This window comes from Mycobacterium tuberculosis H37Rv (genome assembly GCF_000195955.2).
In the GTDB taxonomy this organism is placed as follows: Bacteria; Actinomycetota; Actinomycetes; order Mycobacteriales; family Mycobacteriaceae; genus Mycobacterium; species Mycobacterium tuberculosis.
Genome location: NC_000962.3, coordinates 2,705,556 through 2,720,726, shown reverse-complemented (window position 1 = coordinate 2,720,726; position 15,171 = coordinate 2,705,556). Strand labels below are relative to the sequence as shown.

Genomic DNA, 15,171 nt, shown 5'->3' with positions numbered 1-15,171 from the left:
CCGGCGGGTCACGCTTGCCGTGGTCACCCTAATTCACGTACCAGCCCCCAAATCCGACCGGTTTCGGGGGCTTTTGCGACTGCTCACCGCCTCCTCTGGAACACCAACCAGCGCATCTCGATCGGGCAGCTCTCAACGTTGGTGGTGAACACGTCGAGGCCACGGATCCAGTCGGCGTACCAACTGGTGGGCGGCCAGGCGCCCGGTGGCAGGTGCGTTTTCTCGTAGTCGTATACCGAGTCGTCGGCGACGAGTTCGAGAGGAAGGCCGGCCGCTGCAGCAGACATCTCGGCCCGCGTGCACATCCCGGTATACATCTGCTGCCCGAACTCACGCGCGGCTTGGTCGGGTGCGTAATCTCCGTTCGCCAGGAAGGCGTTGAACACCAAGCGGGCACCGGGAGCAAGGCACTGGGCAGCGAGTTCGAACAGATTGCGCAGCTGCTGCGTCGTCCGGAAGTCCGGCACCACCTCGGAGAGCACCATCAGCTGATAGTCCTGCCTCAAGTCGTCCATGGTCGAGAAGACGTCACGCATGATGACGCGCACGTCGAGGGAATCTCGTTCGGCGTCGGAGCGAATGATGTCGGCGAACTTCGGGGTCATCTCCACCACGTCGACCGGGTGTCCGCGCCGTGCCAACGCCAGGGCGTTACGCCCGGTTCCGGCGCCAATTTCGAGCACCCGATGCGTCGTAGGATCGGCTGCTTCGTTGGCCAGCGCCCACACACGTGCGTCTGGTTCGGTACCGAAGAGCGGCGGCTCACGGGTGGCGATCCAGTTCTCGTATTCCTGCGCCACCGTCCGCCATTGGGCTCGGACTTGGTAGTGCAAGGTCGGGCCCATGGGGGCGTTGTATGAGATGACGATGGTCGAACGCTGGGAGGCCGCGTACGCCTCTGCCAGCTGACCCTGGAGCACCGCGCGAAGATGAGCAAGTTCTTCGTCGGAAAACTTTCTGCCCACACCCGCAAAAAGGCCGGCGCACATTGTCACGTACTCGTCGATCATGCTCGGCACGGCCGGCAGCGTGATCTCGCCTTTCACCACCGAGCGGGTGTAAAACCGTCGGGTCATCGCCGCCTTCGCCAACCGCGTCGACTCGGCTGATTCGATCGGCAAATTATCCACAGACCCCTTCTACACGACCGAGTAGATCGTTGCGGGTACATCGGGTGAAAAACGTGAGGGACCGGGCAGCTGGGCAGCCGTTGGCCTGGCAGCGGCGCGGGTGTGATTGGCCGCGCAACCGCGACGCTCAGGCCAGCAGCTCGGCTTCCATTGCGAGCGCGCGGTAGACCTTCAGCGCCTGCCGGTCGCGGGTTGCCAGGGGGAGCCGATGCTCGTTGGCAGCCGTACCGATCAGCGCATCCTAGACGGCTCCGCCGGCGATTTCGGCCGGTGCGAGTTCGGGTAGCAGCGACATCGCCGCCCCAGCGCCGAGGAACCTGGTCGCCGGGAATGTGTGTGCAAGCAGCTTCGCCACGGTCGCCAGCGTCCTGCGTTCAAAAGCCGCGTGCCCGGCCAGACCGAGGGTGCGGCCACGTAGCGCTTGAAAGGTATCTTCGTGGTGGTCGTGATCGGCGACCACCGGTGCGACCGCGACGCTCGTGTCCACGAGCACGGTGCTAACGCTGGCCGGCATCGCGCCGCACTGCCCGCGGGTATCACCGGTAGGCCATGCCGCTCGCCGAGGGAGTCACCGGCGAGGGTCGCGACACCCAGTCCCGCCCCGTCGGCGACGACCTCGACCTCACCCGGAACGAGACCAAGATGATCACGCAAAGGCTTAGGAATAACCAATCGTGCTGCCTTATCAATGGCTGCTCGCTTAGGCTGGCTGGCAGTTGCCGCGAACGGAACTGCGGCAAGATAATCCAGTAAGCTGGCCAATCGTGCATGGGCGTCGATTGGGAGTCATGGGTGGGACGTTCGACCCCATCCACTACGGCCACCTGGTTGCCGCCAGCGAGGTGGCCGACCTGTTCGATCTCGACGAAGTGGTATTCGTGCCCAGCGGGCAACCCTGGCAAAAGGGTCGACAGGTCTCCGCCGCCGAGCACCGCTACCTAATGACGGTGATCGCCACCGCCTCCAATCCCCGATTCTCTGTGAGCCGGGTCGACATCGACCGCGGCGGACCCACCTACACCAAGGACACGCTGGCCGATCTGCATGCTTTGCACCCGGACTCTGAGCTGTACTTCACCACCGGCGCCGATGCGCTAGCTTCCATAATGTCCTGGCAGGGCTGGGAGGAGCTGTTCGAATTGGCGCGGTTCGTGGGGGTCAGCCGGCCCGGCTACGAGTTGCGCAACGAACACATCACTAGCCTGCTGGGTCAGCTGGCCAAGGATGCGTTGACTCTGGTCGAGATCCCGGCGCTGGCCATTTCGTCGACCGACTGCCGTCAGCGCGCCGAGCAGTCCCGGCCGCTGTGGTACCTGATGCCCGACGGCGTCGTGCAGTATGTCTCCAAGTGCCGGCTCTACTGTGGCGCCTGCGACGCGGGCGCGCGTTCAACGACCAGCCTGGCCGCTGGGAATGGCCTATGACCGCCAACCGGGAAGCCATCGACATGGCGAGGGTGGCCGCCGGCGCGGCCGCCGCCAAGCTCGCCGATGACGTCGTGGTCATCGATGTCTCCGGGCAGCTGGTCATCACCGACTGCTTCGTCATTGCTTCGGGCTCCAACGAGCGGCAGGTCAACGCCATCGTCGATGAGGTCGAGGAGAAAATGCGACAGGCGGGTTACCGGCCGGCCCGCCGTGAGGGTGCCCGCGAGGGTCGCTGGACGCTGTTGGATTACCGGGACATCGTGGTGCACATCCAGCATCAGGACGACCGCAATTTCTACGCCCTGGACCGGTTGTGGGGTGACTGCCCGGTGGTGCCGGTTGATTTATCGGCGAACTCAGCGGGTGCGCAATGAGAGCGCGGCGACTGGTGATGCTGCGGCATGGACAAACGGACTACAACGTCGGTAGCCGGATGCAGGGCCAGCTGGACACTGAGTTGAGCGAACTTGGCCGCACCCAAGCGGTCGCGGCCGCCGAGGTGCTGGGCAAGCGGCAGCCGCTACTGATCGTATCGTCGGACCTGCGCCGCGCATATGACACGGCGGTCAAGCTGGGCGAGCGCACCGGCCTTGTGGTCCGGGTCGACACCCGATTGCGGGAAACTCACCTTGGCGATTGGCAGGGCTTAACCCACGCTCAGATCGACGCTGATGCCCCGGGCGCCCGGTTGGCCTGGCGCGAGGATGCGACCTGGGCGCCGCACGGCGGGGAAAGCAGGGTTGACGTGGCTGCCCGAAGTCGGCCGTTGGTTGCCGAGTTGGTTGCCAGCGAACCGGAATGGGGTGGCGCTGACGAGCCGGATCGCCCGGTGGTGCTGGTAGCCCATGGGGGTCTGATCGCCGCGTTGTCGGCGGCGCTGCTGAAGTTGCCGGTGGCCAACTGGCCGGCTTTGGGCGGCATGGGCAATGCCAGTTGGACTCAGCTGAGTGGCCATTGGGCCCCGGGCTCCGACTTCGAGAGCATCCGGTGGCGCCTTGATGTGTGGAATGCTTCGGCGCAGGTCTCCAGCGATGTCCTCTAGGCGCGGGCGCAGGCCCGCATTGTTGGTCTTCGCTGACTCGCTGGCCTACTACGGGCCCACCGGCGGCCTGCCTGCCGATGACCCCCGTATCTGGCCCAATATTGTTGCTTCCCAACTAGATTGGGATTTAGAGCTGATTGGCCGCATCGGCTGGACCTGTCGGGATGTCTGGTGGGCGGCAACCCAGGATCCGCGCGCTTGGGCGGCGTTACCCAGGGCCGGAGCGGTGATCTTCGCGACCGGCGGAATGGATTCGCTGCCGTCGGTATTACCGACGGCGCTGCGTGAGCTCATCCGCTATGTACGTCCGTCTTGGCTGCGACGGTGGGTCCGCGACGGCTACGCCTGGGTTCAACCGCGACTGTCGCCAGTGGCCCGTGCGGCGTTGCCGCCGCACCTGACCGCTGAGTACCTTGAAAAGACCCGTGGTGCAATTGATTTCAATCGTCCGGGCATACCGATCATCGCATCGCTGCCCTCGGTGCATATCGCCGAGACCTACGGCAAGGCCCATCACGGCCGCGCAGGCACGGTGGCGGCGATCACGGAATGGGCACAGCACCATGACATTCCTCTAGTTGATCTCAAAGCCGCTGTCGCAGAACAGATATTGAGTGGATATGGTAATCGTGATGGCATTCACTGGAATTTTGAAGCCCACCAGGCGGTCGCCGAACTGATGCTCAAGGCACTGGCCGAAGCCGGGGTGCCGAACGAGAAATCGCGCGGCTGAGACATGCCCCGCGCCGGCGACGATGCAGAGCGAAGCGATGAGGTGGGGGCACCTCCCGCTTGCGGGGGAGAGCGGCGCCGGTGACCGTTGTGGTGGTGACCGATACGTCGTGTCGACTGCCGGCCGACCTGCGCGAACAGTGGTCGATCCGCCAGGTCCCGCTGCATATCTTGCTTGACGGCCTCGACCTGCGCGACGGTGTGGACGAAATCCCCGATGACATCCACAAGCGCCACGCCACCACCGCTGGGGCGACCCCGGTTGAGCTGTCCGCCGCCTACCAACGGGCGTTGGCGGACAGTGGCGGCGACGGGGTAGTGGCGGTGCACATTTCGTCGGCGCTGTCGGGTACCTTTCGAGCCGCCGAGCTGACCGCGGCGGAACTAGGTCCCGCCGTTAGGGTGATCGACTCGAGGTCGGCCGCGATGGGCGTCGGTTTCGCGGCACTGGCGGCCGGGCGGGCAGCCGCCGCAGGCGATGAGCTGGATACGGTCGCGCGCGCAGCGGCTGCGGCGGTAAGCCGGATTCACGCGTTCGTCGCTGTAGCGCGGTTGGACAATCTGCGCCGCAGCGGGCGCATCAGTGGGGCCAAGGCATGGTTGGGCACCGCGCTGGCGCTCAAGCCGCTGCTGTCAGTCGACGACGGAAAACTTGTTCTGGTCCAACGGGTTCGCACTGTGAGCAACGCGACGGCGGTGATGATCGACCGGGTTTGCCAGCTTGTCGGCGACCGCCCCGCCGCTCTCGCGGTGCATCACGTCGCCGACCCGGCAGCTGCGAACGACGTGGCGGCGGCGCTGGCGGAGCGGCTGCCGGCGTGTGAGCCGGCCATGGTGACCGCCATGGGACCGGTACTTGCTCTGCACGTCGGTGCCGGAGCCGTCGGGGTATGCGTCGACGTGGGAGCGTCGCCGCCAGCGTAACGTCACGGCGAAATTCGTCGCTGATTCTCGCAGTGGCGTCACGCTGGCGGGGCTACCCGCATCGCGTGATCCTTTGCCAGACACTGTCGTCGTAATATTCACGTGCACGTGGCCGCGGCATATGCCACAGTCGGATTCTGTGACTGTGACCCTGTGTAGCCCGACCGAGGACGACTGGCCGGGGATGTTCCTACTGGCCGCGGCCAGTTTCACCGATTTCATCGGCCCTGAATCAGCGACCGCCTGGCGGACCCTGGTGCCCACCGACGGAGCGGTGGTGGTCCGCGATGGTGCCGGCCCGGGTTCTGAGGTGGTCGGGATGGCGCTGTACATGGATCTGCGGTTGACGGTGCCTGGTGAAGTGGTGCTCCCGACCGCCGGTCTCAGTTTCGTCGCGGTGGCGCCGACGCATCGCCGGCGCGGCTTGCTGCGCGCGATGTGCGCCGAACTGCACCGCCGCATAGCCGATTCCGGCTATCCGGTCGCGGCACTGCATGCTAGCGAGGGCGGCATCTACGGCCGGTTCGGCTACGGGCCCGCTACCACCTTGCATGAGCTGACGGTCGACCGACGCTTCGCGCGCTTTCACGCCGACGCACCGGGCGGCGGCCTAGGTGGCAGCAGCGTCCGGTTGGTCAGACCCACCGAGCATCGCGGCGAGTTTGAGGCGATCTACGAGCGATGGCGCCAGCAGGTGCCGGGCGGGCTGCTACGCCCGCAGGTGCTCTGGGACGAGCTGCTGGCAGAATGCAAAGCCGCGCCCGGTGGAGACCGTGAATCGTTCGCGTTACTGCATCCCGACGGGTACGCGCTGTACCGGGTGGATCGCACCGATCTCAAGCTAGCGCGCGTCAGCGAACTCAGGGCGGTAACCGCAGATGCGCATTGTGCGTTGTGGCGGGCCCTGATTGGCCTCGACTCCATGGAGCGAATCAGCATCATCACCCATCCACAGGACCCGTTACCCCACCTGCTCACCGATACCCGACTGGCCCGCACTACCTGGCGCCAGGACGGCCTGTGGTTGCGCATCATGAACGTACCGGCCGCACTCGAGGCGCGTGGTTACGCTCACGAAGTTGGCGAGTTTTCCACGGTCCTCGAGGTATCCGATGGCGGCCGGTTCGCGCTCAAGATCGGTGACGGCCGTGCGCGGTGTACCCCGACCGATGCGGCAGCCGAGATCGAAATGGATCGGGACGTACTGGGCAGCCTTTACCTTGGAGCGCACCGCGCTTCGACGTTAGCCGCCGCTAACCGGTTGCGCACCAAAGATTCCCAGCTGCTTCGTCGACTCGACGCGGCGTTTGCCAGTGATGTTCCCGTCCAGACCGCGTTCGAGTTCTGAAGGCCGTGCTAGGCCGGCGCTAGGCTGACGGGCTTTTCGGCGTGGTCAGCGACCCGCGTGCTGCGCGCCGGCTTCGGTCGCCACACGCCATGGATGGGGATCGGCCGCGCGGCTCAGCACTCGCGGATCGCGTTGCCGAGTACACTCTCGATCGCGGTGAGCCGAGTCCGGATGGACGTCGCAGCCCGGTGCTGGTTGTTCGGGGATGTTGGCGCGGTTTGTCCCATCTTGATCCATCGCCAAAGCGGCTTGTCCACAGCCTCGGATTGATCCACAGCAGGGCAGCGCGACGCCGTCGTGCGCGCCGGTTCTGGCGGTCCCCGCAGCTGCGGTCGGCCCATGCGAACAGAACTGCCCGCCGAGCGACTGCAAAGGCGGCTCGGTGCCGTCCCGGATATCGACTCGCACGCCGCATCTGCACACTTAGACCCGGAGCCACACGATCCAACGGACGACGGTCCAGACCACGACGAGCCACGCGACGATCCGAACTCGCTGCTGCCGCGCTGGCTTCCCGACACTTCCCGTGGGCAAGGTTGGGCGGACAGGATACGCGCAGATCCGGGCCGTGCCGGCGCCGTCGCATTGGCGGTGATCGCCGCCCTCGCGGTGCTGGTGACGGTATTCACCTTGATCCGCGACCGGACTGAGCCGGTAATGTCAGCCAAACTTCCTCCGGTAGAGCCGGTTTCGCCGACGAACCCTAGGTCGTCGGCAAGCCCGGGCTCGCCGGACCGTTCCGGCCTGCCGGTGGTGGTCAGCGTGGTTGGCCTGGTGCACACCCCAGGACTCGTCACCCTGGCGCCGGGCGCGCGGATCGCCGATGCGCTACAGGCCGCCGGCGGAGCGGTAGACGGCGCGGACACCGTCGGACTGAACATGGCTCGGCAGCTTGGTGACGGTGAGCAGATCGTGGTCGGGCTAGCTCCGCCCTCGGGACAGCCGAGGGTGCTGGGCAGCTCGGTCGGTGCGGGGACGCCGGGACCGGCGGGTACCTCGGGCACAGCCACGACAGGCCCTAAGACAGCTCCTAAGACAGCTGAGGTGCTCGACCTCAACACTGCGACCGTGGAGCAGCTGGACGCCCTGCCCGGCATCGGGCCGGTCACCGCCGCAGCGATTGTGGCGTGGCGGCAGCGCAATGGTAGGTTCACCAGCGTCGACCAGCTTGCCGACGTCGACGGCATCGGTCCGGCGCGGCTGGACAAGCGGCGCAATCTGGTCCGTGTCTGATACCGGTGCGCCATATGGGCTTCGGCGCGTCCCGTTTGGACGTACGCCTGGTCCCGGCGGCGCTGGTCAGCTGGATTGTGACGGCGGCCGGGATCGTGTGGCCGATCGGCAACGTGTGTGCCTTGTGCTGCGTCGTGGTGGCCCTCGGCGGCGGCGCACTGTGGTGGTGTGTGGCGCGCCGGTCGTGGCACGCTCCGCGACTGGGTTCGATCAGCGCCGGCCTGGTCGCGGTCGGTATGGTGGGCGCGGGGTACGGGCTTGCGGTCGCGTTGCGCTCCGAGGCGGTCGATCGCCACCCAATCACCGTGGCATTTGGCACCTCCGCGCTGGTCACGGTCACCCCCAGCGAGAGCCCAGTGTCGCTGGGGCGGGGCCGGTTGATGTTCCGGGCGACGGTTCAACGGCTGCGGGATGACGAGACATCCGGCCGGGTAGTGGTTTTCGCGCGAGCGCTGGACTTCGGCGAGCTGATGGTCGGACAGCCCGTCCAGTTCCGCGCGCGTATCAGTCGCCCGGCGCGTCACGACCTGACGGTCGCGGTGTTCAATGCGACCGGTCGGCCGACCGTGGGCCGTGCCGGCCCGGTACACCGCGCCGCTCACATCGTCCGCCATCGATTCGCGGCCGCGGTTCGTGAGGTGCTGCCCGCTGACCAGGCCACGATGTTGCCGGCCCTGGTTCTCGGCGATACCTCGACGGTCACCGCCTTAACCAGCCGCGAGTTCCGTGCGGCGGGCCTGACGCACTTGACGGCGGTCTCGGGGGCCAATGTCACGATCGTGTGTGCGGCGGCGCTGGTTTCGGCACGGTTGATCGGACCGCGTGCGGCCGTGGTGTGCGCGGCCGTCGCGTTGGTGGCATTCGTCATCCTGGTGCAGCCGACGGCCAGCGTGTTGCGGGCAGCTGTGATGGGCGCCATTGCCCTCGTGGGGATGCTGTCTGCGCGCCGGCGGCAGGCGATTCCAGCTTTGTCGGGTAGCGTGCTGGTTTTGCTGGCTGCCGCTCCCCATCTTGCTGTGGACATCGGCTTCGCGCTGTCCGTGGCGGCCACGGGTGCACTGGTCGTCATCGCGCCGGTTTGGTCACGCCGCTTGGTCGACCGCGGATGTCCGAAGGTGCTGGCCGATGCCCTCGCAGTCGCGGCGGCCGCGCAGCTGGTGACGGCGCCACTGGTGGCCGCCATCTCCGGCCGGGTCAGTCTGGTGGCCGTGGTGGCCAATCTGGCGGTGGCGGCCGTGATCGCGCCGATCACCGTGCTGGGCAGCGTTGCGGCCGTGCTGGTCGTGCCGTGGCCGGCCGGCGCGCAGGTGCTGATCCGGTTCACCGGGCCCGAAGTGTGGTGGGTGTTGCGCGTGGCGCATTGGGCGTCGGGTGTGCCCGCGGCGACCGTTCCGGTGGCCGCAGGTCTGCCCGGCGTACTGCTGGTCGGTGGCGCCACCGTGTTCACGGTTGCGCAGTGGCGCTGGCGCTGGTTTCGCGCGGCCATGTGCAAAACGATGGCGGTGGCCGTCATATGTCTGCTTGCCTGGTCGCTGTCCGGGCTGGTCGGCCCTTCGTGACACCATCGTGGGGTGAGCGAGGCTAAGCCGTTGCACCTGGTCCTGGGAGACGAAGAACTGCTGGTCGAAAGGGCGGTGGCCGACGTGTTGCGCTCGGCTCGGCAGCGGGCAGGTACAGCCGACGTCCCGGTGAGCCGAATGCGCGCGGGTGACGTCGGTGCCTATGAGCTCGCCGAACTGCTGAGCCCGTCACTGTTCGCCGAGGAGCGGATCGTTGTGCTGGGGGCCGCTGCGGAGGCGGGCAAGGACGCTGCCGCGGTAATCGAGTCGGCCGCCGCCGATCTTCCGGCCGGCACCGTGCTGGTAGTGGTCCACTCGGGTGGCGGGCGCGCCAAATCGCTGGCCAACCAGCTGCGGTCGATGGGTGCGCAGGTTCATCCGTGCGCGCGGATCACCAAGGTCAGTGAGCGCGCCGACTTCATCCGTAGCGAGTTCGCGTCGCTGCGGGTCAAGGTCGACGACGAGACCGTGACCGCCCTGCTGGACGCCGTCGGCTCCGACGTGCGCGAACTCGCCTCGGCCTGTTCACAGCTGGTCGCCGATACCGGAGGAGCCGTCGACGCCGCCGCTGTACGGCGCTATCACAGCGGCAAAGCCGAGGTGAGGGGCTTCGACATCGCCGACAAGGCGGTAGCCGGCGACGTGGCGGGAGCTGCCGAAGCGTTGCGGTGGGCGATGATGCGCGGTGAGCCGCTAGTGGTGTTGGCCGATGCGCTCGCCGAAGCCGTGCACACCATCGGCCGGGTCGGGCCGCAGTCCGGCGACCCGTACCGCCTGGCCGCACAACTGGGGATGCCGCCCTGGCGGGTGCAGAAAGCCCAGAAGCAGGCTCGGCGGTGGTCGCGTGACACGGTGGCGACCGCGATGAGGTTGGTGGCCGAACTCAATGCTAACGTCAAGGGCGCCGTCGCGGATGCGGACTACGCGCTGGAATCCGCGGTCCGGCAGGTCGCCGAGTTGGTGGCCGACCGCGGCCGATGAGTCGGCAGGTGGCTGTCAGAGCTTGTTGAGCGCCTGGGCCAGTGCCGACTTCTTGTTGGCGGCCTGGTTTTTGTGGATCACGCCCTTGCTGGCCGCCTTGTCCAGCTTGCGGTTGGTCGACGCCAGCAGTTCCGCGGCCTTTGCCTTGTCGCCTGCATGGGCAGCTTCGCGGAAGGCACGGACAGCGGTACGAAGCGAGGACTTCACCGCCTTGTTGCGCAGCCGGGCGCGCTCGTTGGTGCGGTTGCGCTTCTGCTGCGACTTGATGTTGGCCACGTGCAAGTTCCCTTTGTCGGTGTGATTCGGCTGCCCAGGTTATCAGTCGGTTACGTTTTCGCCCAAAAGCGGAATCTGTGGTCTGCCGGAATGTCGAATTTGAGGCAGCATGAGACGCGTGAGTCTGCCAAACCAACTCAACGAGACCCGGCGGCGGTCGCCCACACGCGGCGAACGCATCTTCGGCGGCTACAACACGTCGGACGTCTATGCGATGGCCTTCGACGAAATGTTCGATGCCCAGGGCATTGTCCGCGGCCCCTACAAAGGTATCTACGCTGAGCTGGCGCCGTCGGACGCGTCCGAACTCAAGGCCCGCGCTGATGCGCTGGGGCGTGCGTTCATCGACCAGGGCATCACGTTTTCGCTGTCGGGCCAGGAGCGGCCGTTCCCGCTCGACCTGGTGCCACGGGTCATTTCGGCCCCCGAGTGGACCCGACTGGAACGTGGCATCACCCAGCGGGTCAAGGCCCTCGAGTGCTACCTCGACGACATCTATGGTGATCAGGAGATTCTGCGCGACGGTGTCATCCCGCGCCGGTTGGTGACCTCCTGTGAGCACTTTCACCGTCAGGCAGTCGGGATCGTGCCACCCAACGGTGTGCGAATCCACGTCGCCGGCATCGACCTGATCCGCGACCACCGCGGCGACTTTCGGGTTCTCGAGGACAACCTGCGCTCGCCGTCGGGGGTGTCGTATGTGATGGAGAACCGGCGCACCATGGCGCGGGTCTTTCCGAACCTGTTCGCCACCCATCGGGTGCGGGCGGTCGATGACTACGCTTCGCACCTGCTGCGCGCGCTGCGCAACTCGGCGGCCACCAACGAGGCCGACCCCACGGTCGTGGTTCTGACCCCTGGGGTCTACAACTCGGCGTATTTCGAGCATTCATTGCTGGCCCGGCAGATGGGTGTCGAATTGGTCGAGGGCCGCGACCTGTTCTGTCGAGACAACCAGGTATACATGCGCACCACCGAGGGGGAGCGCCAGGTCGACGTCATCTATCGGCGCATTGATGACGCCTTCCTGGATCCGCTGCAGTTCCGTGCCGATTCGGTGCTCGGGGTGGCCGGATTGGTCAACGCTGCCCGGGCCGGCAACGTCGTGCTGTCCAGTGCGATCGGCAACGGAGTCGGTGACGACAAACTCGTCTACACGTACGTGCCGACCATGATCGAGTACTACCTCCACGAAAAGCCGCTGCTGGCGAACGTGGAAACCCTCCGATGCTGGCTGGATGACGAACGCGAAGAGGTGTTGGACCGGATCCGCGAATTGGTCCTCAAGCCGGTCGAGGGATCCGGTGGTTACGGCATCGTGTTCGGCCCGGAAGCCTCTCAGGCCGAATTGGCGGCCGTTAGCCAAAAGATCCGCGACGATCCCCGCAGCTGGATCGCGCAGCCGATGATGGAACTGTCGACCGTGCCGACCCGGATCGAAGGCACGCTGGCGCCCCGCTACGTGGACTTGCGGCCGTTCGCGGTCAACGACGGTAACGAGGTATGGGTGCTGCCGGGCGGGCTGACCCGAGTGGCGTTGGTTGAGGGTTCCCGGGTGGTCAACTCCAGCCAAGGCGGCGGCTCCAAGGACACCTGGGTGCTGGCCCCGCGCGCTTCGGCGGCCGCCCGCGAGTTGGGCGCTGCACAGATTGTGCGTTCGCTGCCGCAGCCGCTGTGCGACCCAACGGTGGACGCGTCCGGGTATGAACCGCACGACCAACAACCGCAACAGCAGCAGCAACAACAACAGCAGGCGTTCCACTGATGCTCGCCCGCAACGCCGAAGCACTGTATTGGATCGGTCGCTACGTCGAGCGCGCCGACGACACCGCGCGCATTCTCGACGTCGCGGTGCATCAATTGCTCGAGGATTCCAGTGTCGATCCCGACCAGGCCTCCCGGCTGCTGCTGCGGGTGCTGGGCATCGAGCCGCCCGACCACGAGCTGGATGTCTGGTCCTTGACGGACCTGGTGGCTTTCAGCACCAATAGCCAGGGTGGTTCTTCCATTGTCGACGCGATCTCGGCGGCACGGGAAAACGCAAAATCGGCGCGGGAAGTCACCTCCAGCGAGACGTGGGAGTGTCTCAACACCACCTATAACGCCCTGCCTGAACGCGAACGCGCTGCCAAACGCCTTGGGCCGCACGAGTTTCTGTCGTTCATCGAGGGCCGTGCGGCGATGTTTGCCGGCCTGGCCGATTCGACGCTTTTGCGTGACGACGGATATCGCTTCATGTTGCTTGGGCGCGCGATTGAGCGGGTCGACATGACGGTGCGGCTGTTGCTGTCACGGGTGGGGGATAGCGCATCGTCGCCGGCCTGGGTGACGCTGCTGCGCTCGGCGGGTGCGCACGACACGTACCTGCGCACCTACCGCGGTGTGCTGGACGCGGGCCGGGTGGTGGAGTTCATGATGCTCGACCGGCTTTTCCCGCGCTCGGTCTTTCACTCGTTGAAGCTGGCCGAACACAATCTCGCCGAGTTGATGCACAATCCGCACAGCCGGATCGGGGCGACCACCGAAGCACAGCGGTTGTTAGGGCAAGCACGCAGCGAGCTGGAATTCGTGCAACCCGGCGTCCTGCTCGAGACCTTGGAGAGCCGCCTGGCGGGCTTGCAGACGACCTGTCGTGATGTCGGAGATGCATTGGCGCTGCAGTACTTTCACGCAGCTCCCTGGGTTGCGTGGTCGGATGCAGGCCAGCGTGGCCAACTCGTCGGAAGCCAAGAGGAATCCTGATGTGGCGAACCCGGGTGGTGCACACCACCGGATATGTCTACCAGTCGCCGGTGACGGCCTCATACAACGAAGCCCGGCTGACCCCTCGGTCGAGTTCGCGGCAGAACCTCGTCCTCAACCGAGTCGAAACCATCCCGGCCACCCGCTCCTACCGCTATATCGATTATTGGGGTACTGCCGTGACGGCGTTTGACTTGCATGCGCCGCACACCGAACTGACGGTGACGTCCTCGTCGGTGGTGGAGACCGAGCGCCCGGAGCCGTTGGCCGCCAAGGCAACCTGGGCCGACCTGCAATCGACGGCCGTGATCGACAGGTTCGACGAAGTGCTCCGCCCAACCCCGCACACCCCGGCAAGCGCCCGCGTTGATGCCGTCGGCAGGCGGATCAGGAAATGCCATGAGCCCAGCGAGGCCGTAGTCGCCGCCGCCCGGTGGGCGCGCAGCGAGCTGGACTACATTCCGGGCACCACCAGTGTGCACTCGTCCGGGCTCGATGCGCTGGAACAAGGCAAGGGCGTCTGCCAGGACTTCGTGCACTTGTCGCTGATGGTGTTGCGCAGCATGGGAATTCCCTGTCGGTACGTGTCTGGGTATCTACACCCTAAGCGTGATGCCGTGGTGGGAAAGACGGTAGACGGGCGCAGCCATGCCTGGGTTCAGGCCTGGACCGGTGGATGGTGGCACTACGACCCCACCAATGACAATGAGATCACCGAGCAATACATCAGTGTGGGTGTAGGCCGCGACTACACCGACGTTTCCCCGCTGAAAGGGATCTACTCTGGGGAGGGCGTCACCGACCTCGACGTGGTGGTGGAGATCACCCGGCTGGCTTAGCGCAGATTCGCGGCGGAGTTTCAGCCCGCCGATAGGCGCCACGGTTGCCTGGGCGGCCGAACGGCTTCCTGCCCGCGCCGTCGTCGCCGCCGCCACTGCCGCCGTCGCCGTGCCGGATCCCGCTGGGTCCGCTGGGAGCCCCACCTCGCCGACGGTTTCTCGGCGCTGTTGCCAGCTCGGTGCATCCATCGCATTGAGCAGGCTCTGCTGGGCGTTGGCCTCGGCGCTGGCGTACGACGTGCTATCTGCCGTGCGGTTCTCTACGAGCTGGTCGTGGAATGCCGCCATCTGTGTGCTGATGTCCTGGTAGATCTGGGCGTGTGACAGCAATATTGCGGCAATTGCCGCCGCCACCTGATCGGCGGCGGGCTGCACTCCGACCGTCTTTGCCGCCGCAGCCAAGTCCAAATCGGCGGCTTTGGCCCGCATTGCCTCCGGACCGCGACTGCATAAGATATCGGGACGTGCGATCAGCACAAGCCGGCTATCGGTGTGGCGCCATGGAAATGCTTTGCACGGCGAATAGTTTCCCTCGCTGATGACAGCCTGTGTTTCCGTGAAATCGGGTCGGCTGCACCACCGCGAACAGCCGCGGCTGGGCGCCGTCCACGGTGTCAGCGATTCACCGCCAAACAGCAGTGGGAACCGGGGTCCCGTGGGGGTCGCACCCGCGGCGTGACGCCGATCACCGCGGTTGCGCCGTAGATCCGCGATGAGCCGGTCGCGCTGCACGTATTGCCACCGCGGTGTTGCATCAGCCAACCGCCTGCGGCAGCTTTCAGTGACCGGGTGGGGTTCGACGATCGGCGTTGGCCGGCGGCACCGTGGCGGGCGGGAGCGTCCGGGCTGACCGGTTTGCTGGGCAAGACCGTGTGGCGCCCGAGGGTCAGCACGGACCCGGCGCTGGTTCGGGCGATCTACTTCTTGCCTTATCGATC

16 protein-coding genes and 2 other annotated features are annotated in these 15,171 nt (G+C 66.2%); of the genes, 12 read left to right on the top strand and 4 right to left on the bottom strand.

Annotated elements, in window-relative coordinates:
* Nucleotides 1-70 precede the first annotated feature (70 nt).
* Nucleotides 71-83: a repeat region (13 bp inverted repeat, GCAGTCG(C)AAAAG, at the left end of IS1558), on the bottom strand.
* Nucleotides 84-1,130 (bottom strand): hypothetical protein, encoded by a 1,047-nt coding sequence (locus Rv2423; RefSeq protein NP_216939.1) that lies wholly within the window; start codon nt 1,128-1,130, stop codon nt 84-86. It lies immediately after the preceding feature.
* Nucleotides 1,131-1,371: 241 nt separating this feature from the next.
* Nucleotides 1,372-1,644 (bottom strand): hypothetical protein, encoded by a 273-nt coding sequence (locus Rv2422; protein ID NP_216938.1) that lies wholly within the window; start codon nt 1,642-1,644, stop codon nt 1,372-1,374.
* Between the two features lie 274 nt (nt 1,645-1,918).
* Here Rv2422 and nadD point away from each other — a divergent pair, with 274 nt between their 5' ends.
* The 9 genes from nadD to Rv2413c all read left to right on the top strand — a co-directional run bounded on the left by nadD (nt 1,919) and on the right by Rv2413c (nt 10,376).
* Entirely contained in the window at nt 1,919-2,554 is a 636-nt protein-coding gene (gene nadD, locus Rv2421c) for a nicotinate-nucleotide adenylyltransferase (RefSeq protein NP_216937.1), read from the top strand.
* Nucleotides 2,551-2,931, top strand: a complete 381-nt coding sequence (locus Rv2420c; RefSeq protein ID NP_216936.1) for a hypothetical protein — start codon at nt 2,551-2,553, stop codon at nt 2,929-2,931. The genes nadD and Rv2420c overlap by 4 nt, the downstream gene beginning before the upstream one ends.
* Entirely contained in the window at nt 2,928-3,599 is a 672-nt protein-coding gene (gpgP, locus tag Rv2419c) for a glucosyl-3-phosphoglycerate phosphatase (RefSeq protein ID NP_216935.1), read from the top strand. The genes Rv2420c and gpgP overlap by 4 nt, the downstream gene beginning before the upstream one ends.
* Nucleotides 3,589-4,332 (top strand): hypothetical protein, encoded by a 744-nt coding sequence (locus Rv2418c; protein ID NP_216934.1) that lies wholly within the window; start codon nt 3,589-3,591, stop codon nt 4,330-4,332. The genes gpgP and Rv2418c overlap by 11 nt, the downstream gene beginning before the upstream one ends.
* Before the next feature lie 3 nt (nt 4,333-4,335).
* Nucleotides 4,336-4,412: a repeat region (77 bp Mycobacterial Interspersed Repetitive Unit,Class I), on the top strand.
* Nucleotides 4,413-5,255 carry a DegV domain-containing protein gene (locus Rv2417c; RefSeq protein NP_216933.1) on the top strand — a complete coding sequence of 281 codons (843 nt, stop codon included), beginning with the start codon at nt 4,413-4,415 and terminating at the stop codon, nt 5,253-5,255.
* A 139-nt stretch (nt 5,256-5,394) separates the two neighbouring features.
* On the top strand, nt 5,395-6,603 hold the full coding sequence (gene eis / locus Rv2416c; protein ID NP_216932.2) for an enhanced intracellular survival protein: 1,209 nt from the start codon (nt 5,395-5,397) through the stop codon (nt 6,601-6,603).
* A gap of 339 nt (nt 6,604-6,942) precedes the next feature.
* Nucleotides 6,943-7,836 (top strand): hypothetical protein, encoded by an 894-nt coding sequence (locus Rv2415c; protein ID NP_216931.1) that lies wholly within the window; start codon nt 6,943-6,945, stop codon nt 7,834-7,836.
* Between the two features lie 14 nt (nt 7,837-7,850).
* A complete protein-coding gene (locus Rv2414c) occupies nt 7,851-9,395 on the top strand; it encodes a hypothetical protein (RefSeq protein ID NP_216930.1) in 1,545 nt (514 codons plus the stop codon).
* A 30-nt stretch (nt 9,396-9,425) separates the two neighbouring features.
* Nucleotides 9,426-10,376 (top strand): hypothetical protein, encoded by a 951-nt coding sequence (locus Rv2413c; RefSeq protein ID NP_216929.3) that lies wholly within the window; start codon nt 9,426-9,428, stop codon nt 10,374-10,376.
* A gap of 15 nt (nt 10,377-10,391) precedes the next feature.
* Here the strand turns inward: Rv2413c and rpsT are convergent, their stop codons facing one another.
* Entirely contained in the window at nt 10,392-10,652 is a 261-nt protein-coding gene (gene rpsT / locus Rv2412; protein ID NP_216928.1) for a 30S ribosomal protein S20, read from the bottom strand.
* A gap of 109 nt (nt 10,653-10,761) precedes the next feature.
* Here rpsT and Rv2411c point away from each other — a divergent pair, with 109 nt between their 5' ends.
* From Rv2411c to Rv2409c, 3 genes are read left to right on the top strand one after another with little or no spacing between them, the layout of a single operon-like run.
* Nucleotides 10,762-12,417 carry a hypothetical protein gene (locus tag Rv2411c; protein NP_216927.1) on the top strand — a complete coding sequence of 552 codons (1,656 nt, stop codon included), beginning with the start codon at nt 10,762-10,764 and terminating at the stop codon, nt 12,415-12,417.
* On the top strand, nt 12,417-13,394 hold the full coding sequence (locus Rv2410c; protein NP_216926.1) for a hypothetical protein: 978 nt from the start codon (nt 12,417-12,419) through the stop codon (nt 13,392-13,394). Before Rv2411c ends, Rv2410c begins: the two co-directional genes overlap by 1 nt.
* Nucleotides 13,394-14,233, top strand: coding sequence for a hypothetical protein (locus tag Rv2409c; RefSeq protein ID NP_216925.1), 840 nt, complete (start codon nt 13,394-13,396; stop codon nt 14,231-14,233). The genes Rv2410c and Rv2409c overlap by 1 nt, the downstream gene beginning before the upstream one ends.
* On the opposite strand, the gene PE24 is transcribed toward Rv2409c, so the two are convergent.
* Entirely contained in the window at nt 13,991-14,965 is a 975-nt protein-coding gene (gene PE24, locus Rv2408) for a PE family protein PE24 (protein YP_177880.2), read from the bottom strand. The genes Rv2409c and PE24 overlap by 243 nt on opposite strands.
* Nucleotides 14,966-15,171 lie beyond the last annotated feature (206 nt).